The sequence below is a fragment of the Aestuariivirga sp. genome, from assembly GCF_046093005.1.
GTDB lineage: Bacteria > Pseudomonadota > Alphaproteobacteria > Rhizobiales > Aestuariivirgaceae > Aestuariivirga.
The window spans coordinates 40,422-63,342 of record NZ_JBJTER010000174.1; the positions used below are offsets into that span (position 1 = coordinate 40,422).

A 22,921-nucleotide genomic window follows, 5' to 3' on the forward strand; every position below is an offset into this window, starting at 1 on the left:
TGGTTCGGGCTTACCTCAAAACGCTCTGAGCATATGTTTCAAGCCACGCGCGCGACATCCTCGATGTGCAGAGAAGGCGTGCGGCTGCCGGACCAGTCGTCGATGGTCAGGCGCCCGGCGATATGGAGCGGCATCTGGCGCTCCGACAGCAGCAGCTCGCCCAGCGCCGAGCCCATGGCCCGGAAGGCCACCGCCTTGAGGCGCTTGCCGTCGGCCGCCGCGATGGTGCAGCGGATATGATCGTTGCCGGCCGCATCGGCATAGACCACGCGATGCGCCGGAAAGGCGAAGACCGGGGCCGGATGGCCCGCGCCATAAGGCCCCGCCTGCTCCAGCAGCTCGATCAGCTCAAGCGTCGCCGCCCCGGCGCTGAGCGCCGCGTCGATGGCCAGCGCCCGGTCATCGGCGGCGCGCACTTCATCCCTCAGGCGGTCCTCGAGAAAGCCGCGCAGGTCGGCAAGGCGCTCCGTGCGCAAGGTGAGGCCCGCCGCCATGGCATGGCCGCCGCCCTTCTCGATCAGCCCCGCCTCGAAGGCCTCGCGCACGGCGCGGCCGAGGTCGACGCCGGCGATCGAGCGTCCGGACCCCGCCGCCAGCCGGCCTTCACGGTCTTCGGCCAGCACGAAGCTGGGGAGGTTGAAGCGCTCCTTGAGGCGGGCGGCGGCGAGGCCGACGACGCCCGGGTGCCAGCCCTTGGCGCACACCACCAGCACGCTGCCGTTGCGCTCCTTGCCCAGCATGGCATCGGCCTGCACAAGCGCCTGGCCGACCACCGCGGACTCGATCTCCTGGCGTTCGCGGTTGAGGCGTTCGAGCTCCTGGGCGATCTGCGCCGCCTCGCCGCGGTCAGCGGTTGTGAGCAGGCGCAGGGCCAGCGCGGCATTGCCGATCCGCCCCGCGGCATTGATGCGCGGGCCCAGAAGATAGCCCAGCGCATAGGTGTCGGGCTGGCGCTTGAGCCGGGCAGCGTCGGCCAGCGCGGCGAGCCCGAGGTTCTCCCGCCTGGCCATCACCTTGAGGCCCTGCGTGACATAGGCGCGGTTGAGGCCCTTCAATGGCACCACGTCACACACCGTGGCGAGGCTCACGAGCTGAAGCCACGCCAGCAGGTTGGGCTCGGGCCGCGACGGCCCATACCAGCCGCGGCCGCGCAGCGCCTTGTTCACCGCCGCCACGAACATGAAGGTGACGCCGGCCGCACAGAGATAGCCGAGCCCGGACATGTCATCCTGGCGGTTGGGGTTGATCACCGCATGGGCGTCGGGCAGCAGCTCTCCCGCCTGGTGATGATCAACGATCAGGGTGACGAGTCCCAGCTCGGCGGCGCGGGCCAGCGGATCATGCGCCATTACCCCGCAATCAAGCGTGATCAGCAGCTGCGTGCCTTGGGCGCGCAAGTCCTCCACCGCCTGGGCCGACGGACCGTAGCCTTCGGTGAGACGGTCCGGAATGTGGACGCGCGCGCTCACGCCCACCGCCTTGAGGAACTGCGTGAGCAGCGCTGCCGATGACACGCCATCGACATCATAGTCGGCGATCACCCCGATGCGCTCGCCCGCCACGACGGCCTCAGCCAGCCGTTCCGCGCCCTTCTCCATATCCTGGACTGCGGAAGGCGGCGGCATCAGGCCGCGGATGGTCGGGTTGAGGAAGGCCTCCGCCTCGTCGGCGGCAACCCCGCGCGCCGCCAGCACGCGGCCAACGATTTCCGGCAGGTCATGACGCTCGGCAATGGCGAGCGCAAGCCGCGGGTCTTCGAGCCTCGCTTTCCAGCGCCGCGCCGAGGCCGAACGCCCGACGTTGAGGAAGGCGCGGGGTGAGACGGCGCCGCTCAAAGCCTCTCGATCCGGATCATGCGCGGACGTGCCGCCACATAACCGTCCTTCTCGATGCGCTCGAGGGCGGCGCGCATGCGGCTCTCCACCGTGTCATGGGTGATCAGGATGAAGGGCGCGGTGGCGCGCGGCGTGTCCTTCTCGGTCTTGCCGCGCTGCACGATGCTTTCGATGGAAATCTTCTCGTCAGCGAGGATGCGCGCCACGGCGGCCACCGCGCCGGGCTTGTCGAGCAATGTGAGCGCCACGTAGAAGCCGCCCTCATGGGCCCTGGGCGGCGCCGCCTTGTAGGGCTGCAACTGAAGCGCCGGAATGCCGAAGGCGGGCCGGAAATTGCCGCGCGCGATGTCCACGATATCGGAGAGCACGGCGGAGGCCGTGGGGTGGGCGCCGGCGCCGCGGCCCTCCAGCATCAGATCGCCCACGAAATCGCCCTTGACCACAACGGCATTGAACACGCCGTCGGTATCGGCCACCGGCGATCCCTTGGGGATCAGCGTGGGGTGGACGCGCTGCTCGATGCCCTGCTCACTCGCCACGGCAACGCCGAGGAGCTTGATCTTGTAGCCCATGTCAGAGGCGTTGCGGATATCGTCAAGCGTGATGGCCTCGATGCCCTCGATGTCGATCGCCTTGAGGTTCACCTCGGCGCCGAAGGCGAGCGCGGTGAGCACGGCGAGCTTGTGCGCGGTATCGAAGCCACCGACGTCGAAGGTCGGATCGGCCTCGGCATAGCCCAGCTGCTGGGCCTCCTTGAGCACCTCGGCAAAGCCGCGGCCCTCATTGCCCATCTTGGTGAGGATGTAGTTGCAGGTGCCGTTCAGAATGCCGAACAGACGGCCCAGCCGGTTGCCAGCCAGCGCCTCGCGAATGGTCTTGACGATCGGGATGCCGCCCGCCACCGAGGCTTCGAAATTGAGCGCCACGCCATTTTCCTCGGCGAGCCGCGCCAGCGCCGCGCCATGATGGGCGAGCAGCGCCTTGTTGGCGGTGATCACATGCTTGCCGTGGCGGAGCGCGGTTTCAACGGCGGATTTGGCGGGATCGCCCTCGCCGCCCATCAGCTCGACGAACACATCAATGCCGGGGGAGGCCGCGAGCTTCACCGGGTCGTCGTGCCAGGCGAGACTGGAGAGATCATGTCCGCGGTCCTTCGCCCGGCTGCGGGCTGAGACGGCGGCAACTTCGATGGGCCGGCCCGCCCGGCCAGCCACCAAGTGACCATGCCGCGCCAGAATGTCCAGCACCCCGCCGCCGACCGTTCCCAGCCCCGCCAGTCCAAGCCGCAATGCTTCCGCCATCCGCCTATTCCCGCTCAACACCCGATGCGCCGCAACGGCTGTGGCTTATGGCGGCAGACGGGCACGATGGCAAGGAAGAGCAGCAAACGGACCGGACCGGGTGCTTTCCGCCTGGCCAGGCTTCAGAACATGGCCTCGTCGAGCGCCATCACCGGCGCGGCGCCGGCGGCGATGCGGGCCTGCAAAGACTGCGTTTCCGGCAGGATGCGCTCCATGAAGAAGCGCGCCGTGGCGCGCTTGGCGCGGTAGAAATCCTCATTGCTCCTGGGCAGCGCCAGCCTGGCCGCCCGCGCCCAGAGATAGGCGAGGGCCGTCAGGGCGAACAGCCGCATGTAGTCAACCGCCGCCGCGCCTGCCTCATCCGGGTTTGTGGCGGTGCGGGCGCGGAGCAGCGCGGTCGTCTCCTCCAGCTGGCCAAAGGCAGCGGCAAGCGGCGCGGCGAACTCCGGTTCCGGCTGTTCCGACAGGAAAGCCCGCACCGGCGCGGCGAAGCTCTCGAACAGGCCAAGGTGAAGCACCTTGCGGCCCAGGAGATCGGCGGCCTGGACACCGTTGGTTCCCTCATAAATCTGGGTGATGCGCACATCGCGCACATGCTGTTCCTGGCCATTGCCGCGGATGAAGCCATGCCCGCCCAGCACCTGCACGCCGAGATTGGCGACATCTGTTCCGCAATCGGTGAGGAAGGCCTTCACCACCGGGGTCAGCATCGCGACCAACGCATCCGCCGCGGCCCGCGTGGCAGGGTCCGGATGTCGCTCTGACACATCCAGTGCCTGCGCGGCCCACAGCGCCAGCATGCGGCAACCTTCGGTGAGCGCCTTCTGGGTCATCAGCATGCGGCGCACGTCCAGGTGCACGATGATCGGGTCAGCAGGCTTGTCCGGGGCCCGCGGGCCACCGGGCGCGCGGCCCTGCAGGCGCTCGCGCGCATAGGCCACGGCATTGCGATAGGAGGCGTCCGAAATGGCGAGCCCGTGAATGCCCACCGCGATGCGCTCGGCGTTCATCATCGCGAACATCGCCTTGAGGCCCTGGTGCGGCGCGCCCACCAGCCAGCCGGTGGCGCCCTCGAAATTCATGACACAGGTGGGGCAGCCGTGAATGCCCATCTTGTGTTCGACCGCGCCGCAGGACACCTGATTACGCGCACCCAGCGTGCCGTCATCCTTCACCATCACCTTGGGGACGAGGAACAGGCTGATGCCCTTGCTGCCCTTCGGCGCATCGGGAAGCCTGGCCAGCACAAAATAGACGATGTTCGGCGTCAGATCATGTTCGCCCGCCGAGATGAAGATCTTGGTGCCGTTCAACGCATAGCTGCCGTTGTCCTGCGGGATGGCCGTCGTCTTCATCAGCCCCAGATCGGTGCCGCAATGAGCCTCGGTGAGGCACATCGAGCCCGCCCATTCGCCGCTCGCCAGCTTCGCCGCATAGAGCGCCTTCTGCGCAGCGCTGCCATGCTGGTTCAGCAGCACATAGGCGCCGCGGGTGAGGCCCGGAAACAGGCCGAAGGACAGACAGGCGCCGTTGAGCATTTCCTCGAACAGCAGGTTCACCATATGCGGCATGCCCTGGCCGCCATGTTCGGGCGCGGCGGTCAGCGCCGGCCAGCCGCCGGCCACCAGCTGCGCATAGGCCTCGCGGAAGCCCCTGGGCGTGGTGACTCTTCCGGCCTCGAAGCGAACGCCTTCCTCGTCGGCGTTGCGGTTGAGCGGCGCCACCACATCGGCGCAGAAGCGGGCTGATTGCGCGAGCACGGCAGAAACCACGTCGCGCGAAAGGTTTTCGAAGCCTGGAAGGCGGCAATGGCTCTCGAAATCAAGAAGCTCGTAGAGGCAGAACAGATGCTCGCGGAGCGGGGGGCTGAAAACCGGCATGAGGCCGAATTCAGCACTCCACGACATTCACCGCAAGGCCGCCCGTCGAGGTTTCCTTGTAGCGCTCGCTCATGTCGAGGCCGGTCTGGCGCATGGTTTCGACACAGGTATCGAGCGGCACGAAATGGGTGCCATCCCCCCTCAGCGCCAGCGAGGCGGCGGTGACGGCCTTCACCGCCCCGAAAGCATTGCGCTCGATGCAGGGCACCTGGACGAGGCCCCCCACCGGATCGCAGGTCATGCCGAGATGATGCTCGAGCGCGATCTCGGCGGCGTTCTCCACCTGCGCGTTGCTGCCGCCAAGTGCCGCGCACAGGCCCGCCGCCGCCATGGCGGAGGCCGATCCCACCTCGCCCTGGCAGCCCACCTCGGCGCCGGAGATCGAGGCATTGTGCTTGATCAGCCCGCCGATCGCCGCCGCCGCCAGCAGGAAGGTGCGGATGCCGGTAGTGTCCGCCCCCAGGCAATGGTCGAGGTAATAGCGGATGGTGGCGGGAATGACGCCCGCCGCGCCGTTGGTGGGCGCGGTCACCACCCGGCCGCCCGCCGCGTTCTCCTCGTTCACCGCCATGGCATAGACCGACAGCCAGTCCATCACCCGGTGCGGCTGGATGGCGTTGTTGCCCTGCTCTTCCCTGAGTTTGTTGTGAATCTCGGCGGCGCGGCGCTTGACCTTGAGTCCGCCCGGCAGCGTGCCGGTCATGGTGAGGCCGCGGTTCATGCAATCGCGCATGGCGTGCCAGATGCGGTCGAGATTGGCGTCGAGCTCCTCCGGTGTCTGGCTGACCCGTTCATTCGCCCGCTTCATGTCTGCCACGCTGAGGCCGGCGCGCTTGCCCATCTCCAGCATTTCGGCGGCGGTGCGGAATGGATAGGGCACATCGACGGAGGGCTTCTCGGCCTTGCCCGCCGCCACCTGCGCGGCGCGTTCCGCCTCGGTCTGCACAAAGCCGCCGCCGATCGAATAGTAGGTCTCGGCGAGCAGCGTGTTGCTGTCATCATCGAGGATGCGGAACACCATGCCATTGGCATGGCCTTTCAGCGCCGGGCCGAAATCGAAGATCACGTCGCGCGCCGGGTTGAAGGCCACGGCATGCCCTTCACCCAGCGTGATGCTGCCGCGTTCGGCCATCTGCCGGAGCACCTCATCGACCCGGTCTGGGTCCATGGTCTGCGGCTTTTCCCCGGCAAGGCCGAGGATCACCGCACGGTCGGTGCCGTGGCCCTTGCCGGTGAAGGCGAGCGAGCCGTGCAGCGTCACGGTGAGGCGGCCGGTGCGCGGCAGCGAGGCGGCGCCCGCCTTGCCCAGAAACCGGTCCGCCGCCACCATCGGGCCCACGGTGTGCGAACTCGAGGGGCCAATGCCGATCTTGAAGATCTCGAACACGGAGAGAAACATAAGGGTTCACCAGCAATTTTCCCGGCCCCCGCGCAACCTATCGCGCCGGCCATCAACGGCAAGCGTTTTACGGTTTCTTCGGCTGCCGCGCCATGCTCTTATGCAAGCCATGCGCCGCCACCTCAGAGAGAGATGACCAGCCGCCATGCTCGCCGTGCTTCTCGGTGTGTTTGCGGCGCTGGCATGGTCGGTCCATGACCTGATCGCGCGCAGCATGGCGGCGCGCATCGGCGCCTTCCGCATGGCAGCGCTGGTGATGGTCGCGGGCGGGCTTCTGCTGTCCTTCTATGTGCTTTACGACGGCCGCATCTGGCAGTCCTCCTGGCAGGGGCTGATGTCAGGACTGCTCCTCGGCCTCGCCTATGGGCTGGGCGTCGGGGGATTGTTCAAGGCTTTCAGCCTCGGGCCCATTTCGCTCGTCGGGCCGCTCACCGCCGGCTATCCGGTGCTCACCGTGCTGTGGGGCGTGGTCAACGGCCTGGAGCCCACGCCGCTGCAATGGACCTGCGTGGCGGCGGCGCTGGCCGGCGCCATCATCGTCGCCCGCTCCGGCACCGAAGACGGCGGCATCAACGCCGTGGAGCCCGGCAAGATGCCGACGCTGCTGCTCTTCGCGCTGATCTCGGTCATCGGTTATTCCTGCTCGATCGTGCTTGGCCAGAGAGCGGCGGTGATGGTGGGCGAGATCGAGGCCACCTGGCTGTCGCGCGCCACCGCGCTGATCACCATCCTGCCCTTCATGCTGGGCGAGGGAAACCGCTCCCCCATCAGCAGACACCAGTGGACCGGCATTTTCGTGATGGGTGCGCTCGATGTGGTGGGCGTCATCGCCATAAATGCGTCGGGCCATCTGCCGGGCAAAGAATTCGCCGGCATCGGCATTTCGGCCTATGGCGCCATTTCGGTGATTCTCGCCATCATCTTTCTCAAGGAGAAAGTCTCACCCGGGCAATGGGTGGGACTGGGGATGATCGTCGCCGCCGTCGCCGCCATGTCGGTTTCCACCATGTGATCAGCCATCTTGCGCAAAGCCGCGTCTGCCCTCACAAAGGCAGCATGATCCTGACCATTGCCACCACGCCGTTTCCTGGCCAGAAGCCCGGCACCTCCGGCCTCCGCAAGAAGGTCGCGGTATTCCGGCAGCCGCATTATGCCGGGAATTTCATCCAGTCGATTTTCGACGTACTCGAAGGCTATGCCGGCCAGACCCTGGTGATCGGCGGCGACGGGCGTTTCTATAATGATCAGGTGATCCAGACCGCCATCCGCATGGCGGCAGCCAACGGCTTCGGCCGGGTGCTGGTGGGGCGGGACGGCCTCCTCTCGACGCCCGCCGCCTCGCATTTGATCCGCAAGCACCGCGCCTTCGGTGGGCTCATCCTGTCGGCGAGCCACAATCCCGGCGGGCCAGACGGCGATTTCGGCATCAAGTTCAACGCCGCCAATGGCGGGCCGGCGCCGGAAAAGCTCACGGATGCGATCTTCGCCCGGACGGGCGCGGTCAGCAGCTACCGCATCACCGATACACCGCCTGTCGATCTGGGCCGGATCGGAGAGAGCAAGCTTGGCAGCACGACCGTCGCGGTGGTTGACCCCGTCGCCGATTACGCGGCGCTGATGCAATCGCTCTTTGATTTCGACGCGATGCGCGATCTCGTGCGCACCGGCTTCGCCATGCGCTTCGACGCCATGAGCGCCATCACCGGGCCCTATGCGAAGGCCATTCTGGAAGACATGCTGGGCTTTCCAAGCGGCACGGTGATCAACGGCACGCCGCTTCCTGATTTCGGCGGCCACCACCCGGACCCCAATCTGGTGCACGCGAAGGAACTCGTCGACAGTGTGATGCCGCCGGATGGCCCTTTGTTCGGCGCGGCCTCGGATGGCGACGGCGACCGCAATCTGATCATCGGCCAGGGCATTTATGTAACACCATCGGACTCGCTCGCCATCATCGCCGCCAACGCCACGCTGGCGCCCGGCTATGCGAAGGGCCTGGCCGGTGTGGCGCGCTCCATGCCGACCAGCGCCGCGGTTGACCGGGTGGCGCGGAAGCTCGGCATCGGCTGTTATGAGACGCCCACAGGCTGGAAATTCTTCGGCAATCTGCTGGATGCCGGCCTGATCACGCTGTGCGGCGAGGAGAGCTTCGGCACCGGCTCCTCGCATGTGCGCGAGAAGGACGGGCTGTGGGCCGTGCTGATGTGGCTCAACATTCTGGCGCGGCGGCGGGAGAGTGTTGCTGCCATCGTCACGGCGCACTGGCGCGAATTCGGCCGCAACTATTATACCCGCCATGATTACGAGACCATCGCTTCGGACGCCGCTGACAGGCTGATGAAAGCCCTGCGCGCGAAACTCGTTGCGCTTCCCGGCCAGCACGGCATCACGCTGGCGGACGATTTCGCCTATGACGATCTGGTCGATGGTTCGCGTTCGGCGGGCCAGGGCATCCGGCTGATCTTCGAGGACGGTTCGCGCATCGTCTACCGCCTGTCGGGCACCGGCACCGAGGGCGCCACGCTGCGCGTCTATCTCGAACGCTATGAACCAGACGCCAGCCGCCACGGGCTGGAGACGCAACAGGCGCTGTCATCGCTCATCAAACTGTCACGCGGCATAGCTGACATCGAACGCCTGACCGGCCGCACGTCACCCGATTTGATCACCTGAGCTGCGGCCTTCCGCCGTCACCACGCCGTCAGAACGCAGAACACGATAGGCGGCATGCGCGGCGTCGAAGGCCACGCCGAAACTTCCACCAGCGGGCAGCGGCGCAAGACAGCGGTATTCGAAACGCACCGGAACCGCGCCGCGCCGGCGCGCCGCCAGGTTCAGCATCAGCACCGCCTGAAGCGGCCCATGCACCAGCAGGCCCGGATAGCCCTCGGACCGCGCATAGCCCTCATCGTAATGAATGCGATGGCCGTTGAAGGTCATCGCCGAGAACCGGAACAGCAGCAGCGGCGAGGCCTCCACCATCCAGCCGGCGGCAAGCGGCTGTTCAGGGCCGGTCTCCACAGCACTGGTTGCGGCCGCGCGAAACACCAGGTCCTGACGCTCGCGCACGGCAACGCCCGCCTCGCCAGAAATCTCATGATCGACCGAAATGAGGCACAAGGGGCCGGACGCGCCGGTCTTGAAACGAATATCGGCGATGGCCGAGACGCGCCTCACCGTCTCTCCCAGGTGCAAGGGCCGCAGCGTCTCGATCATGCCGCCCGCCCACATGCGGCGTGGCAGCGCGATGGGCGGCAGGAACAGGCCTTTCCGCTCGGCGCCGTCGGGTCCGGTGTCTTCAAGGCCGGGAATGGCCGGGGCCAGACAGGCATGAAACCCCGGCGGGCATACCGGACCGCCATTATCGAACAGCCAGGGATCGAGGGTCGCGCGGTATTCGCTCATCAGCCGCGCCGTCACCACATCCTCGCGGACAAGGCTGCGGCCAATCCATTCCTGATAGTGCTGGGTCATCTAGAGTATCCAGCGGTCATTTGAACGCGCGCCGAATCGTCCTCTCCCGCTTGCGGGAGAAGACACAAGGCCGATAGCCGATAGAACCGCAGGTTCACTTCATCACCCGAGGCTCTAATACGACTTTGGCAGGCCCAGCACATGCTCGGCCAGATAGGAGAGGATCAGATTGGTGGAGACCGGCGCCACCTGATAGAGCCTGGTCTCGCGGAACTTGCGCTCAATGTCGAAGTCCTCCGCGAAACCAAAGCCGCCATGCGTCTGGATCGCGGTGTCCGCGGCGGCGGAACTGGCGTCGGCGGCCAGCAGCTTGGCCATGTTAGCCTCAGCCCCGCAGGGCTCGCCCGCCTCGAAGCGGCGCAGCGCCTCGTCCACCATCAGGGACGCAGCGCGCATATTGGCGTAGGCGCGGGCAATGGGAAACTGGATGCCCTGGTTCTGGCCGATGGGCCTGCCGAACACCACACGCTCCTTCGCGTAGGATGCCGCCTTTTCGATGAACCAGCGGGCATCGCCCACGCATTCGGCGGCGATCAGGATGCGCTCGGCGTTCATGCCGGACAGAATGTAGCGGAAGCCTTCGCCTTCGGCGCCGATCAGATTCTCCGCCGGTACCGGCACGTCGTCGAAGCCCAGCGTGGTGGTTCCATGGTTCATCATGGTGCGGATCGGATCGATGCTGAGCCCGTTTCGCTTCGCCTCATGCATGTCGACGAGAAACACCGAAAGGCCGCTGCTGCGCTTGCCGCCCGGCGGTGCGGGCGAGGTGCGGACGAGCAGCAGCATGAGATCGGAATGTTCCGCCCGGCTGGTCCAGATCTTGCCGCCGCGGATGATGTAATGATCGCCCTCCCGCCGCGCCGTGGTGGCGATGGCGGCGGTGTCGCTGCCGCTTCCGGGCTCGGTCACCGCGAAGGCCTGCAGGCGCACGGCGCCGGACGCGATGCCAGGCAGGTAGCGGCGCTTCTGGTCCTCGCTGCCGTGGCGGAGCAGCGTGCCCATCACATACATCTGAGCATGGCAGCTGGCGCCGTTGCAGCCTGAGGCCTGGATTTCCTCGAGAATGGCCGCAGCGGCGCTCAAACCAAGACCCGCCCCGCCATAGTCCTGCGGAATGAGCGCCGCCAGAAAGCCGGCGCGCGTCAGCTCCGCCACAAAGTCTGCCGGATAGGCCCGTTCGCGGTCCAGCGCCCGCCAGTATTCGCCGGGGTAGCCAAGGCACAGCTTGCGCACCGCCTCGCGGATTTCGGCGTGGCTCATGCGCCGGCGGAACCATCGAGCCGGTTGATGGCCTCGACATTGGCCGCCGAGGGTCCCTTCGGGTCGAAATCGGACGCAAGCCAGGTGTCGACGATGGCCTTGGCCAGTTCCGGCCCGATGACCCGTGCGCCCATGGTGATGATCTGGGCATTATTGGACTTGGCGGCGCGCTCGGCCGAATAGGTGTCATGGGTGAGTGCCGCGCGGATCCCCGGCACCTTGTTGGCCGAAATGCACACGCCGATGCCGGTGCCGCAAATAAGGATGCCACGGTCGAACTCGCCGTCCTTCACCTTTTGCGCGAGGCCCGCCGCGAGATCGGCATAGAAGCCGGACTGGCTCAGATTGGCGATGCTGTGCTGCGGCCTGGCGGCGAGATGCGCCTCGATCACGTCGAGCAGCGGTTTTCCGGCGCTGTCGGCGCCCAAGGCGATTTTCATGATGTTTCTCCTGCGATTGTGGGGTCTCTGGTTTCAGCGCCCAGCCGGGCCAGCAGTGATCTTAGCGCGCCCGCCGTCCACACGGGAGCGGGAAAGTCGAGGCGGCGGGTTTCCTCGCCCCGCCGCAGGTCCATGCCGTCGGGGTCGATCGCGGCGATCCGCCAGCCGCCGGGCGCGGCGCCCAGCAGCTTCTCTGCAAATCGCTGGATGGCGTCGTCATGATCGGCGTTCATATGGTCAACGGCGCCGGCCTCCAGAGCCGCGATCTCGGCGGCATCGGGGAACATTTCCTCAGCGCCCATGGTTTCGATGCGGCCGAAACCGGCCACCGCATGGGCGGCCTCCGGCTGCATCTGCCAGAAGGCGAAATCGCCAAATCCGGCATAGAGTTCGGCGGCGGGGTGGCGGGCCAGGTAGCGGCGGCCCGCAGCCTCCGGGGCGATTTTCGAGAACCGGCCCATAATGGTGACCCGTGGCCCGGTCAGCGCATCGCCCTCGGGCGGAATCTCGGCCGCCATCAGGCTCGCGCGCGGGTCCGCCAGCAGGTTGCGGGTGTGCCAGGCCAGCGTCGAAATCAGGATCACCGGCCAGCCCTGCACGGAACACGCCACATTGACCAGCGAGGCATAGGGCGTTCCGTCTGCATTGAGCGTGGCGAGCGTGGCGGTGCGCGCCCTTCTCAGCAGGCTACGGGCCTCCCCGGCGCTGAAACTTCTCCGTCCGCTCATCTTCCCACCTCGCAATTCCCGTCAGGAAGGCCTATCATCTTGCCACATTTTGTTCCAGTTCCGCCCCTAGTGCCACAGCAAGGACAGTGTTGAAGGATGAACAAGAAGATGCCGACGATCGCCCTGGTCGATGACGACCGGAACATTCTCACATCCGTGGGCATGGCGCTGGAGAACGAGGGCTACAGCGTCCAGAAGTATAATGACGGCGCGGCGGCCCTGCAGGGCCTGCAGGACAATCCGCCCGACATGGCCATCTTCGATATCAAGATGCCGCGCATGGACGGCATGGAGCTTCTGCGCCGCATCCGCCAGAAATCCGACCTGCCGGTGATCTTCCTCACCTCAAAGGACGACGAGATCGATGAACTCTTCGGCCTCAAGATGGGCGCTGACGACTTCATCAAGAAGCCGTTCTCGCAGCGCCTGCTGGTTGAGCGCGTCAAGGCGGTGATGCGCCGTGCCGCCAGCCGTGACGTGACGCAGGCGCCGCAGGAGGCCGCCAAGGTGATCGAGCGCGGCAAGCTCGCCATGGACCCCGACCGCCACTCCTGCACCTGGGACGGCAAGCCGGTGACCCTGACGGTGACGGAATTCCTGATCCTCCAGTCGCTCGCCCAGCGCCCTGGCATCGTGAAAAGCCGCGATGCGCTGATGGACGCCGCCTATGACGACCAGGTCTATGTCGATGACCGCACCATCGACAGCCACATCAAGCGGCTGCGCAAGAAGTTCAACGTGGTCGACCCGGACTTCGACGCCATCGAGACGCTCTACGGCGTGGGCTACCGGTTCAAGGAGCAGTAGGACAGCCCGGCCGCGGGGGGCCGTAACCGACAATGTCCGACACCACGATGCCGCCGGAAACCGCCGACCGCGCCGATGCCGAAGACGCCATCGCGGCGGCGGAGGAGAAGACCGCGCGCCCCCGCCGGGCCTGGTTCCGCCGTCTGGCATCGCAGCGGCTCACCGCGCGCATCGTTCTGCTCAACCTGCTCGGCCTGATCATCCTTGTCGCCGGCATTCTCTATTTCAATCAGTTCCGGCAAGGCCTGATCGACGCGCGGGTGCAGAGCCTCACCACCCAGGCGCAGATCATCGCCGCAGCCGTGGCGGGCTCGGCTTCCGTCGACACCGGTTCGATCGTCATCGACCCCGACTCGCTCGCTGAAACCGCCGATGAGACGCTGCCCGAGCAGGACCAGCTCTCCAGCCTGGATTTCCCGATCGATCCGGAAACCGCCGGACCAATTCTGAAACGCCTTCTCGCCGATACCACGGTCCGCGCCCGGGTGATCGACAAGGACGGCAACATGATCGTCGACAGCCGCTTTCTTTATTCCCGCGGCGATATCGTGCAAACCGATCTGCCGCCGCTCAACAGCGACGGTAGCGGCTTCAGCCCCACGGCGCTGTGGAACCGGCTGGTGAGCTGGACCTTCAGCTATGATTACCCCACACAGCCCGATTACGGGATCGACAATGGCAAGGACTTTCCGGAAGTGGCCGCCGCGCTCAACGGCGCCAAGGTGAGCCTGGTGCGGCTCAACGACCGCGGGCAGATCGTGGTGATCGTGGCGGTTCCGGTGCAGCGCTTCCGCGCCGTGCTGGGGGCGCTCGCGCTCTCGACCACCGGCGGCGAAATCGACAACGTGCTGCGCGCCGAACGCCAGGTGGTGCTGATGACCTTCGGCTTCGTGGCGCTCGTCACCATTTTGCTCTCGATTCTGCTCGCCTCCACGATTGCCCTGCCGCTGCGCAGGCTGGCGGCCGCCGCCGAGCGGGTGCGCCGTGGCATCAACAAGCGCGTCGAGATTCCGGATTTCTCCGCCCGCGGCGACGAGATCGGGGATCTGTCCGGCGCGGTGCGCGACATGACCAATGCGCTCTACAGCCGCATCGCCGCCATCGAAGCCTTTGCGGCGGATGTGAGCCATGAGCTGAAGAACCCGCTCACCTCGCTTCGAAGCGCCGTCGAGACGCTGGCCTACGCCAAGACCGCGGAACAGCGCGAGCGGCTGATCGACATCGTCAAGCATGACGTGAAGCGGCTGGACCGGCTGATCACCGATATCTCGGATGCCTCGCGGCTCGATGCCGAGCTGGCGCGCGGCGAAGCGCAGGCTTTCGACCTGTCGCAGCTTCTCGAGACGATCGTCAGCTATTCCAACGACACCCGCAAGCCCGGCCAGGCGGAGGTGGAACTCGATCTCGCCAGGCCGCCCCAGGGCATGGATCAGGCCCGCGCCTACACCGTGATGGGCCATGATTCGCGGCTGGGCCAGGTGGCGCGCAATCTGATCGACAACGCCCGCTCCTTCACGAAGCCCGCCACGATGATCAGTGTACGGATAAAACGGGTGGGGCCGGAGGTGGAGTTCCGCGTCGAGGACAGCGGCCCCGGCATCAGGCCCGACAATCTCGAACGGGTGTTCGAGCGCTTCTACACCGACCGGCCGGAAGGAAGCTTCGGCTCCAATTCGGGTCTCGGCCTGTCGATCTCGAAACAGATCGTCGAGGCGCATCGCGGCCGCATCTGGGCCGAGAACCGGCTGGGCAAGCCGGACGCGGCCGGCGAGAAGCCGGTGCTGGGGGCGCGCTTCACGGTGAGGATTCCGGCGGCCCATGCATGAGGAAGCGCTCATCCATGGCACATGCATCGCCATTGGCGCCGAGGGCGTGCTGCTGCTTGGCAAGCCAGGCGCCGGCAAATCCGATCTGGCGCTGCGGCTGATCGACCAGCCTGGCGGCGGGCTCACAGGATTGATGCGTAGCGCCCGGCTGGTGGCGGATGATCAGGTCAGAGTCTGCAGGATCGGTGAAGCCCTTACCGCCATGGCCCCGGCGGTTCTGTCCGGCCGGCTCGAGATCAGGGGGCTCGGAATAGCATCGCTTCCCGCCCTGCCGGAAGTCACGCTTCGCCTTGCCGTGCGGCTCACCCCTGCCGCTGACATCGAGCGTCTTCCCGACCTTGCCGCATCGCGCATGGACATTCTCGGTATCGCCTTGCCGCTGATCTTGCTGGATGCGGGGGCGGCCTCCGCACCGGCCCGGCTGCGCGCCGCGCTGGACCAGTTCGCACCACGCTGAAACCGTATTGCATCGCAACCGGGATAGGGGCATTGTTCGCCTCCCCTAACGGCGGAACCGCGGAGCGTCACCACCATCATGATCGGACTCGTCCTGGTCACCCACGGCCGCCTGGCCGAGGAATTCCGTTCGGCGCTGGAACATGTGGTGGGCCCCCAAACCGCAATCGAGACCATCGCCATCGGCCCCGACGACAAGATGGACTTGCGCCGCGCCGACATCGCGGCGGCGGTGGCGCGGGTGAACGGCGGGGCGGGCGTCATCATCCTCACCGATATGTTTGGCGGCACGCCCTCCAATCTCGCGATTTCGCTTCTGGAAATCGGCAAGGTGGAGGTGGTGGCGGGGCTGAACCTGCCGATGCTGGTGAAGCTGGCGCGGGTGCGCAAGGACTATGCCCTGGACAAGGCGGCGGCCGCCGCCCAGGACGCCGGCCGCAAATACATCAATGTCGCCAGCCAGGTGCTCGGAGAATGACCTTGGCCGGGGAAACGACAGGCGCCATCGTCCGGGAGCTCGCGATCATCAACCAGCGCGGCCTTCATGCCCGTGCTTCGGCCAAGTTCGTGAAATGCGCGGAAAGCTTCAATGCCGAGATCACGGTGAGCCGCGACGGCATGTCGGTGCCGGCCACCTCGATCATGGGGCTCATGATGCTCGGCGCGGCGATGGGTACATCCATCCAGGTCGAGGCCAGAGGCCCGCACGCGGAAGCCGCGGTCGAGGCGCTCACTCAGCTGGTAGCCAGCCGCTTCGACGAGGAATGAGGCAGGCGCCGCCCCCGCCCCAAGAAAGAATTCACAATGTCAATCAGCACAAGCACGTCCGCGTGACCGTGCATATGGCATATGATAGGAAAAAAGTCAATAGGAAAATTTTACCTGTTCAGGTTCCGCAGAAGGTCCGGTACGCCGGGTCCGGCGCAATGGGCGGCATGGCATAGGCTTCCGCACCCGGCTGCTCCTCGTAAGGCGTTGACAGGACGTGGAGCATCTCGGCGAAGGGGCCGAAATCCTGGCTTTCCACCGCCGCGGCGATCATCGCCTCGACCAGGTGGTTGCGCGGAACATAGGCCGGGTTCACGGACCGCATCAGCGCCAGGCGCTGCTCCGGGCCTTGCGGGTCGCGGGCCAGGCGCTGGCGCCAGAGATCCGGCCAGCCGCCAAGTTCCGGCGGCGTTTCGCCAAGGCTCAGCCGCCGGAAGGTGAGGGTGAAATCGGCCCGCGCCTGCTGCATAACATCGAGCAGCGCCTGGATCAGCGCGGCATCGCCGTCTTCCTCCGAGGTGAGCCCGATCTTGCGCCGGAAGCCGGCCACCCAGTGGCGGGCATAGAGCGCCGGGAACGCCTCGATCCGCGCCGTGGCGGTGGCGATCGCCCGGCCGCGGTCCTCATCCAGCAGGCCGAGCAGGGTTTCGGCGAAGCGCGCCAGGTTCCACTGCGCGATGCCTGGCTGGTTGGCATAGGCATAGCGGCCATATTCGTCGATCGAGCTGAACACCGTCTCCGGGTAATAGGCGTCCATGAAGGCGCAGGGGCCATAGTCGATGGTCTCGCCGGAAACGCTCATGTTGTCGGTGTTCATCACGCCATGGATGAAGCCGGTCTGCACCCAGCGCGCCACCAGCGCCGCCTGGGCCTCCATCACCCTATCGAGCAGGGCCAAAGCCCTGTTCTCCGCGCCGGCGATGGCCGGATAGTGCCGGTCGATCACATGCGCCACCAATGCATCGAGCGAGTCCCGGTCCTGCCGCACCGCGAAGAACTGGAAGGTGCCCACCCGGATGTGGCTGGCCGCCACGCGTGTCAGCACCGCGCCGGGCAATGCCGCCTCGCGGTAGACCTTCTCGCCGGTGGTGGCCGCCATCAGCGCCCGGGTGGTGGGAATGCCCTGGGCATGCATGGCCTCGCTCACCAGATATTCGCGCAAGACCGGCCCAAGTGCCGCCCGCCCGTCGCCGCGGCGGGAGAATGGCGTGGGGCCCGCGCCCTTCAGCTGGATGTCGCGGCGGCGGCCAAGGCGGTCCACCACCTCGCCCAGCAGGATCGCCCGGCCATCGCCCAGCTGCGGCACGAAATGGCCGAACTGGTGGCCGGCATAGGCCTGGGCCAGCGGCGCAGACCCGTCCGGCAGCGCATTGCCCACCGCCAAGTCGGCGGTCAGGGCGGCGGGGTCGATCCCGAGCTCGCGGGCAAGGCCCTCGTTCACGCGGATCAGCCGGGGGGCTTCAACCGGGGTCGGCAATACCGGCCGGAACAGGCTGCCGGGCAGCCGGGCGTAACTGTTGTCGAAGGCGATGGTCGCGGTCATGGGCCCAATATAGGCGCAAACCGCCGTGACAGGTTGGAAAGAGAATATAAAGAATTCTTTATGTCTGCGTGGACAGGGCGGCGGACTGCTGCTATAGGCCCCGCGAAACCAGCATTAACCGAGGACAAGCCATGACCCGCGCCCAACACGACTACCACGTTGCCGATATCAAGCTGGCCGATTGGGGCCGCAAGGAAATCGACATGGCGGAGGTCGAGATGCCGGGCCTGATGGCCACCCGCGCCGAATACAAGGCGCTGCAGCCCCTGCGCGGCGCCCGCATTTCGGGCTCGCTGCACATGACCATCCAGACCGCGGTGCTGATCGAGACGCTGGCGGCGCTCGGCGCCGAGGTCCGCTGGGCCTCCTGCAACATCTTCTCCACCCAGGACCATGCCGCCGCGGCGATCGCCGCCGCCGGCATTCCGGTCTTCGCCTTCAAGGGCGAGAGCCTCAAGGACTACTGGGATTTCACCGCCCGGATCTTCGACTGGCCGGACAGCCGCCCCTCCAACATGATCCTCGATGACGGCGGCGACGCCACGCTCTACATCCTGCTCGGCTCCAAGGCCGAGAAGGAGCCGAGCCTCATCGCCCATCCGAAGAGCGAGGAGGAGGAATATCTCTTCGCCGCCATCCAGAAGCGCATCAAGGAGCAGCCGGGCTGGTTCGACACCGTCAAGGCGGCCATCAAGGGCGTCTCGGAGGAGACCACCACCGGCGTTCACCGCCTTTATGAGCTGCAGAAGAAGGGCGAGCTGCCGTTCCCGGCGATCAACGTCAACGACAGCGTCACCAAGTCGAAGTTCGATAACAAATATGGCTGCCGCGAATCCCTCGTCGACGCGATCCGCCGCGGCACCGACGTGATGATGGCCGGCAAGGTGGCCGTGGTCTGCGGCTACGGCGATGTCGGCAAGGGCTCGGCGGCCTCGCTCAAGGGCTCTGGCGCCCGCGTCATCGTCACCGAGGTTGATCCGATCTGCGCCCTGCAGGCCGCCATGGACGGTTTCCAGGTCCAGACCATCGAGGACGTGGTGGGAACCGCTGACATCTTCGTCACCGCCACCGGCAACAAGGACGTGATCACCGTCGATCACATGAAGCAGATGAAGGACATGGCCATCGTCTGCAACATTGGCCATTTCGACAATGAGATCCAGGTCTCCGAGCTCCGGAACTTCAAGTGGACCAACATCAAGCCGCAGGTCGACATGATCCAGATGCCGTCGGGCGCCCGCGTCATCCTGCTGTCGCAGGGGCGGCTGGTGAATCTCGGCAACGCCACCGGCCACCCCAGCTTCGTGATGTCCGCCTCCTTCACCAATCAGACCCTGGCGCAGATCGAGCTGTTCTCCTCGGCCGGCACCGACAAATACAGGAACGAGGTCTATGTGCTGCCCAAGCACCTCGATGAGAAGGTGGCCCGCCTGCACCTGGAAAAGCTGGGCGTCAAGCTCACCAGGCTGAAGGACGACCAGGCGGCCTATATCGGCGTTGCCCCGCAGGGTCCGTTCAAGCCGGATTACTACCGCTACTGAGATTGGTGGATTCCGGCGCACCCCGCTTTTCGCTATAGGAAGAGCGGGGCGGATGACGCGCTGATTCGTGCGCCATCCCGGCATTTTGACCGGAGAAAACATGAACGCCGGTTTCGGCAACAGCCTGGCGGGCGATCCGATCGCCCTGACTGCGGTTCTGGCGTTGATCGGGGTGTTCTGCTGGGCGATGTGGAGCCTGCGCCGCCTGGCGCGCGGCGAAGACGAGGCGCGGCGGCGGGCCGCCGATCTCGAACTCCGCCTCAACGAGGCCGAGGCGGCGCTTGCCGCCGAGGCGCATGTGCTGCTGATCTGGCGCGGCGGCGCCGGGAAGCCTGACCGTATCCTGGGCAACATGCATGGGCTGGCCGGGCTTCTGCCGCCGCGCGAGCAGCTTCTCGATTTCCCGGCCTGGCTGACCCCCGATTCCGCCAGCGTGCTTGCAGGCTGCCTCGAAGGCCTGCGCCATGAGGGCACTGCCTTCAACATCGGCATCGCCACCGGGTCCGGCGAGTTGCTGGAGGCCGATGGCCGCACCGCCGGCGGCTTCGCCACGCTGCGCATCCGGCCGCTGGCCGGAGAACGGCGCAACATTGCCGCCCTGTCCCAGGAAGCGCTGAGCCGCGGCCGGGAAGCCGAACGGTTGCGGGCCATTCTTGATGCCGCGCCGCTGCCGGTCTGGCTCAGAGCCCCGGACGGCAAGCTGGTGTGGGCCAACAAGAGCTATGCGGCGGCGGTCGATGCGCCCGACGGCGAGACGGCGGTAGCCCGCGGCGTTGAGATTGCCGGTTCGGCCATTCCCGAGAAAACACGTCCTGGCGGCGAAGCCCGAATCCATGCGGTGGTCGGCGGCGTCATGCGGGCGCGCCCCGTGGGGCAGGGCCCGGCGGCCGGCGGCGCCGCCGGCTTCGCCATCGACACGACGGCACTGGAGAATGCCGAGAAGGAACTTGACCGCCACATCAAGGCCCATACCTCGACCCTGAACAAGCTCGACACGGCGATCGCCATCTTCGGGCCGGACCAGCGGCTGCGGTTTCACAACGCCGCCTTCGCGGCGTTATGGCCGCTCGACGCGAACTGGCTCGACACCCATCCCACCGATGGCGAAATCCTCGATGCGCTGAGAAGCCAGCGCTGCCTGCCCGAGCAGGCCAACTACCGCGAGTGGAAGGCGAAGCAGCTCACCGCCTACACCACGCTGGAACCCCGCGAGTCCTGGTGGCACCTGCCCGATGGCCGCACCCTTCATGTGGTCTGCGAACAGCATCCGTTCGGCGGCGTCACCTATCTCTACGAGAATGTCACCGACGAGCTGCGCCTCGAAAGCCGCTACAATGAATTGATCGGCGTGCAGCGCGAAACGCTCGACAATCTCGAGGAAGGCATCGCGCTGCTGGGCTCGGATGGAAATCTGAAGCTGTTCAATCCCGCCTTCGCGCGCTTCTGGCAGCTTGACCCCGCCTTCCTCGCCACCGAACCGCATATCGAGGATCTCGCCCGCCACGGCCGCCAGCTCGCCGCTGACGCCCGGTCCTGGGACGAGGTGCGCTACAGCGTGACCAGGCTCGATTCCGAGCGCAAGCCGGTCAGCGGCAAGATCCCGGTCCTCGACCGCATCATCCAGTTCGTGGCGGTGCCGCTGCCAGACGGCAACACCCTGCTGACCTTCGTCGATGTCACCGATTCGGCGCGCATGGAGCGGGCGCTGCGCGAACGCGCCGACGCGCTGGAAGCCGCCGACCGCCTGAAGAACATGTTCCTCTCAAATGTATCCTATGAGATCAGAACGCCGCTCACCAGCATCATGGGCTTCGCCGAAAGCCTGCAACTGGGGCTGATGGGCGATCTCAACCGCAAGCAGCAGGACTATGTGCGCGACATCCGCAAGTCCGCGATCGACCTCAAGACCATCATCGACGCCATCATCGATCTCACGGCGATCGACGCCGGAGCCCTCGAACTGAAGCTCGAGCGCGTCAACGTGACCGATCTCCTCGAGCAGGTCGCGGTGAAATTCACGCCGGCCATCGACGAACGCGATCTGACGCTCAACATCGAGGTCGGCGCCGATGTCACCGATTTCGTCGCCGACCCGAAACGGGTCGAGCAGATTCTCGCCAACCTGCTGTCGAACGCCATCGGCTTCTCCGAACGCGGCGCCAAGATCCGCATCGGGGCGCGGCAGGCGCGCGGCCAGCTGCAGCTTTGGGTCTCCGACCAGGGCCCCGGCATCGACCCCGAATTCCAGAAACACGTGTTCGACCGTTTCCAGTCGCGTTCCGTTCCCGGCGGCCATCGCGGCCCCGGCCTTGGTCTTGCCATCGTCAAGAGCTTTGTGGAGCTCCACGAGGGGCAGGTCTCGCTGCTCTCCAAGATCAACCAGGGAACCACGGTCCTATGCAGCTTCCCGCTCGACGGGCCCGCGCCGCCGCAGCGCAGCTTCAACCCGCGCGACGGCCGGAAGACCGCCTGACCGCCATGCAGATGATCCGCCGTTTCGACAGCGCTGAAGACCTCGAGGCCTTCGCCGCCGAGCTCGCGATGTTCGCGCGTCCCGGCCTCGCGGTGTTGCTTGAGGGCGATCTGGGCGCTGGCAAATCGACCTTCGCCCGCGCCTTCATCCGGGCGCTGGCCGGCGATCAGGGCCTCGAGGTGCCAAGCCCCACCTTCAACCTCGTCCTCACCTATGACGAGACCCGGGTGCCGGTGGCCCATGCCGATCTCTACCGCATCGCCGCCGCGCGGGATCTTCGGGAGCTCGGCCTCGATGAGTACCTCGGCGCGCGCCTGTTGCTGGTCGAGTGGCCGGAAAAGATCATCGACTGGCCTCTCGCGGACCGGCTGCTGATCACCCTGTCGGGAACCGGCGAGGTCCGCGAGGCCACGATCACCGCGTCAGGCGCCTGGGCGCAGGCGCTCACCCGCAACGAAGCGATCCGCCGGTTTCTCAGCCACACCCGCTGGGCCGCGGCCCGCCGCTGTTTTCTCGAGGGTGATGCTTCGTTCCGCCGCTATGAGACGCTTGAGATGCCGGGCGAGCCGGCGATCCTGATGGACATGCCAGCCAGGCCCGATGGGCCTCCCGTGAAGGACGGCAAGCCCTACAGCGCCATCGCCCATCTCGCGGAGAACATCCGCGCGGTGATCGCGGTCAACGGCGTGCTGACCGGATGTGGCTACAGCGCGCCCCGCATCGAAGCCTATGAGCTGGAAAAAGGCCTCGCGGTGATCGAGGATCTCGGACGCAACGTCTATGGCGCGATGATGCGCGGCGGCCAGGACATGACCGAACCGATGCGGGAGGCCGTGGCCGTGCTCGCCGACATGGCGGGCCGTGACTGGCCAGCCGCGGTTCCGCTCGACGGCCAGCTCTATCGTGTTCCGCCCTATGACATCGCGGCGCAGATGATCGAAGCCGATCTCCTGCCGTCGTGGTTCTGGCCCTATGTGACAGGGAGCGAGATTTCGCCGGAAAGCCGCCGCGACTTCGAGGCGCTTTGGCGGGACTTGCTCCCGCTCACCCAGGCGGAAAAGCCGGTCTGGGTGCTGCGCGATTATCACTCGCCCAATCTGCTGTGGCTGCCGGACCGGCGGGGCCTCGGGCGGGTGGGCATCATCGATACCCAGGATTGCCTGATGGGCCATCCGGCCTATGACCTTGCC

19 protein-coding genes are annotated in these 22,921 nt (G+C 66.4%); 10 read left to right on the forward strand and 9 right to left on the reverse strand.

Annotation, left to right across the window (positions count from 1 at the left end; all coding sequences use genetic code 11):
* Positions 1 to 38 precede the first annotated feature (38 nt).
* From recJ to ACKOED_RS14975, 4 genes are all read right to left on the reverse strand, one after another.
* Positions 39 to 1,835 carry a single-stranded-DNA-specific exonuclease RecJ gene (recJ, locus tag ACKOED_RS14960; RefSeq protein WP_408917417.1) on the reverse strand — a complete coding sequence of 599 codons (1,797 nt, stop codon included), beginning with the start codon at positions 1,833 to 1,835 and terminating at the stop codon, positions 39 to 41.
* Complete coding sequence (locus ACKOED_RS14965) at positions 1,832 to 3,136, reverse strand: homoserine dehydrogenase (protein WP_408917419.1); 1,305 nt, start codon at positions 3,134 to 3,136, stop codon at positions 1,832 to 1,834. The genes recJ and ACKOED_RS14965 overlap by 4 nt, the downstream gene beginning before the upstream one ends.
* Before the next feature lie 122 nt (positions 3,137 to 3,258).
* Positions 3,259 to 5,016, reverse strand: a complete 1,758-nt coding sequence (locus tag ACKOED_RS14970; RefSeq protein ID WP_408917420.1) for an acyl-CoA dehydrogenase C-terminal domain-containing protein — start codon at positions 5,014 to 5,016, stop codon at positions 3,259 to 3,261.
* A gap of 10 nt (positions 5,017 to 5,026) precedes the next feature.
* A complete protein-coding gene (locus ACKOED_RS14975; protein WP_408917421.1) occupies positions 5,027 to 6,415 on the reverse strand; it encodes an L-serine ammonia-lyase in 1,389 nt (462 codons plus the stop codon).
* Between the two features lie 145 nt (positions 6,416 to 6,560).
* Between ACKOED_RS14975 and ACKOED_RS14980 the strand changes: the two genes are divergently transcribed.
* Together ACKOED_RS14980 and ACKOED_RS14985 are read left to right on the forward strand one after the other, a co-directional pair.
* Positions 6,561 to 7,427 carry a DMT family transporter gene (locus ACKOED_RS14980; protein WP_408917422.1) on the forward strand — a complete coding sequence of 289 codons (867 nt, stop codon included), beginning with the start codon at positions 6,561 to 6,563 and terminating at the stop codon, positions 7,425 to 7,427.
* A gap of 44 nt (positions 7,428 to 7,471) precedes the next feature.
* Entirely contained in the window at positions 7,472 to 9,088 is a 1,617-nt protein-coding gene (locus ACKOED_RS14985) for an alpha-D-glucose phosphate-specific phosphoglucomutase (protein WP_408917423.1), read from the forward strand.
* Here ACKOED_RS14985 and ACKOED_RS14990 read toward each other — a convergent pair.
* The 4 genes from ACKOED_RS14990 to ACKOED_RS15005 form a co-directional block, all read right to left on the reverse strand.
* Positions 9,068 to 9,889, reverse strand: a complete 822-nt coding sequence (locus ACKOED_RS14990; RefSeq protein WP_408917424.1) for a MaoC family dehydratase N-terminal domain-containing protein — start codon at positions 9,887 to 9,889, stop codon at positions 9,068 to 9,070. The genes ACKOED_RS14985 and ACKOED_RS14990 overlap by 21 nt on opposite strands.
* Positions 9,890 to 10,003: 114 nt before the next feature.
* Positions 10,004 to 11,149 carry an acyl-CoA dehydrogenase family protein gene (locus tag ACKOED_RS14995; RefSeq protein WP_408917425.1) on the reverse strand — a complete coding sequence of 382 codons (1,146 nt, stop codon included), beginning with the start codon at positions 11,147 to 11,149 and terminating at the stop codon, positions 10,004 to 10,006.
* The gene (locus ACKOED_RS15000) at positions 11,146 to 11,589 is read right to left on the reverse strand and encodes an RpiB/LacA/LacB family sugar-phosphate isomerase (protein ID WP_408917426.1); all 444 of its coding nucleotides are present in this window, start codon (positions 11,587 to 11,589) and stop codon (positions 11,146 to 11,148) included. Before ACKOED_RS15000 ends, ACKOED_RS14995 begins: the two co-directional genes overlap by 4 nt.
* Entirely contained in the window at positions 11,586 to 12,317 is a 732-nt protein-coding gene (locus ACKOED_RS15005; RefSeq protein WP_408917427.1) for a HugZ family protein, read from the reverse strand. Before ACKOED_RS15005 ends, ACKOED_RS15000 begins: the two co-directional genes overlap by 4 nt.
* 108 nt (positions 12,318 to 12,425) lie before the next feature.
* Here ACKOED_RS15005 and ACKOED_RS15010 point away from each other — a divergent pair, with 108 nt between their 5' ends.
* The 5 genes from ACKOED_RS15010 to ACKOED_RS15030 all read left to right on the forward strand — a co-directional run bounded on the left by ACKOED_RS15010 (position 12,426) and on the right by ACKOED_RS15030 (position 16,174).
* Positions 12,426 to 13,124, forward strand: coding sequence for a response regulator transcription factor (locus ACKOED_RS15010; RefSeq protein ID WP_408917436.1), 699 nt, complete (start codon positions 12,426 to 12,428; stop codon positions 13,122 to 13,124).
* 32 nt (positions 13,125 to 13,156) lie between these two features.
* A complete protein-coding gene (locus tag ACKOED_RS15015) occupies positions 13,157 to 14,950 on the forward strand; it encodes a stimulus-sensing domain-containing protein (protein ID WP_408917428.1) in 1,794 nt (597 codons plus the stop codon).
* Positions 14,943 to 15,407 carry an HPr kinase/phosphorylase gene (locus ACKOED_RS15020; protein WP_408917429.1) on the forward strand — a complete coding sequence of 155 codons (465 nt, stop codon included), beginning with the start codon at positions 14,943 to 14,945 and terminating at the stop codon, positions 15,405 to 15,407. The genes ACKOED_RS15015 and ACKOED_RS15020 overlap by 8 nt, the downstream gene beginning before the upstream one ends.
* 78 nt (positions 15,408 to 15,485) lie before the next feature.
* On the forward strand, positions 15,486 to 15,884 hold the full coding sequence (locus tag ACKOED_RS15025) for a PTS sugar transporter subunit IIA (RefSeq protein WP_408917430.1): 399 nt from the start codon (positions 15,486 to 15,488) through the stop codon (positions 15,882 to 15,884).
* The gene (locus ACKOED_RS15030) at positions 15,881 to 16,174 is read left to right on the forward strand and encodes an HPr family phosphocarrier protein (protein ID WP_408917431.1); all 294 of its coding nucleotides are present in this window, start codon (positions 15,881 to 15,883) and stop codon (positions 16,172 to 16,174) included. Before ACKOED_RS15025 ends, ACKOED_RS15030 begins: the two co-directional genes overlap by 4 nt.
* Positions 16,175 to 16,292: 118 nt before the next feature.
* Here the strand turns inward: ACKOED_RS15030 and ACKOED_RS15035 are convergent, their stop codons facing one another.
* The gene (locus tag ACKOED_RS15035; protein WP_408917432.1) at positions 16,293 to 17,717 is read right to left on the reverse strand and encodes a protein adenylyltransferase SelO; all 1,425 of its coding nucleotides are present in this window, start codon (positions 17,715 to 17,717) and stop codon (positions 16,293 to 16,295) included.
* Between the two features lie 131 nt (positions 17,718 to 17,848).
* Here ACKOED_RS15035 and ahcY point away from each other — a divergent pair, with 131 nt between their 5' ends.
* The 3 genes from ahcY to tsaE form a co-directional block, all read left to right on the forward strand.
* Complete coding sequence (ahcY, locus tag ACKOED_RS15040) at positions 17,849 to 19,258, forward strand: adenosylhomocysteinase (protein ID WP_408917433.1); 1,410 nt, start codon at positions 17,849 to 17,851, stop codon at positions 19,256 to 19,258.
* A 100-nt stretch (positions 19,259 to 19,358) separates the two neighbouring features.
* Positions 19,359 to 21,731: an ATP-binding protein gene (locus tag ACKOED_RS15045; protein ID WP_408917434.1), complete on the forward strand. Its 2,373-nt coding sequence runs from the start codon at positions 19,359 to 19,361 to the stop codon at positions 21,729 to 21,731.
* A 5-nt stretch (positions 21,732 to 21,736) separates the two neighbouring features.
* Positions 21,737 to 22,921: tRNA (adenosine(37)-N6)-threonylcarbamoyltransferase complex ATPase subunit type 1 TsaE (gene tsaE / locus ACKOED_RS15050; RefSeq protein ID WP_408917435.1), on the forward strand; the 1,185-nt coding region annotated here is incomplete at its 3' end.

Bases quoted from the DNA above. Each gene is read 5' to 3' on its own strand.
- ACKOED_RS14965 (WP_408917419.1), bottom strand. From the start codon at position 3,136: ATGGCGGAAGCATTGCGGCTTGGACTGGCGGGGCTGGGAACGGTCGGC.
- ACKOED_RS14970 (WP_408917420.1), bottom strand. From the start codon at position 5,016: ATGCCGGTTTTCAGCCCCCCGCTCCGCGAGCATCTGTTCTGCCTCTAC.
- ACKOED_RS14975 (WP_408917421.1), bottom strand. From the start codon at position 6,415: ATGTTTCTCTCCGTGTTCGAGATCTTCAAGATCGGCATTGGCCCCTCG.
- ACKOED_RS14980 (WP_408917422.1), top strand. From the start codon at position 6,561: ATGCTCGCCGTGCTTCTCGGTGTGTTTGCGGCGCTGGCATGGTCGGTC.
- ACKOED_RS14985 (WP_408917423.1), top strand. From the start codon at position 7,472: ATGATCCTGACCATTGCCACCACGCCGTTTCCTGGCCAGAAGCCCGGC.
- ACKOED_RS14990 (WP_408917424.1), bottom strand. From the start codon at position 9,889: ATGACCCAGCACTATCAGGAATGGATTGGCCGCAGCCTTGTCCGCGAG.
- ACKOED_RS14995 (WP_408917425.1), bottom strand. From the start codon at position 11,149: ATGAGCCACGCCGAAATCCGCGAGGCGGTGCGCAAGCTGTGCCTTGGC.
- ACKOED_RS15000 (WP_408917426.1), bottom strand. From the start codon at position 11,589: ATGAAAATCGCCTTGGGCGCCGACAGCGCCGGAAAACCGCTGCTCGAC.
- ACKOED_RS15005 (WP_408917427.1), bottom strand. From the start codon at position 12,317: ATGAGCGGACGGAGAAGTTTCAGCGCCGGGGAGGCCCGTAGCCTGCTG.
- ACKOED_RS15010 (WP_408917436.1), top strand. From the start codon at position 12,426: ATGCCGACGATCGCCCTGGTCGATGACGACCGGAACATTCTCACATCC.
- ACKOED_RS15015 (WP_408917428.1), top strand. From the start codon at position 13,157: ATGTCCGACACCACGATGCCGCCGGAAACCGCCGACCGCGCCGATGCC.
- ACKOED_RS15020 (WP_408917429.1), top strand. From the start codon at position 14,943: ATGCATGAGGAAGCGCTCATCCATGGCACATGCATCGCCATTGGCGCC.
- ACKOED_RS15025 (WP_408917430.1), top strand. From the start codon at position 15,486: ATGATCGGACTCGTCCTGGTCACCCACGGCCGCCTGGCCGAGGAATTC.
- ACKOED_RS15030 (WP_408917431.1), top strand. From the start codon at position 15,881: ATGACCTTGGCCGGGGAAACGACAGGCGCCATCGTCCGGGAGCTCGCG.
- ACKOED_RS15035 (WP_408917432.1), bottom strand. From the start codon at position 17,717: ATGACCGCGACCATCGCCTTCGACAACAGTTACGCCCGGCTGCCCGGC.
- ahcY (WP_408917433.1), top strand. From the start codon at position 17,849: ATGACCCGCGCCCAACACGACTACCACGTTGCCGATATCAAGCTGGCC.
- ACKOED_RS15045 (WP_408917434.1), top strand. From the start codon at position 19,359: ATGAACGCCGGTTTCGGCAACAGCCTGGCGGGCGATCCGATCGCCCTG.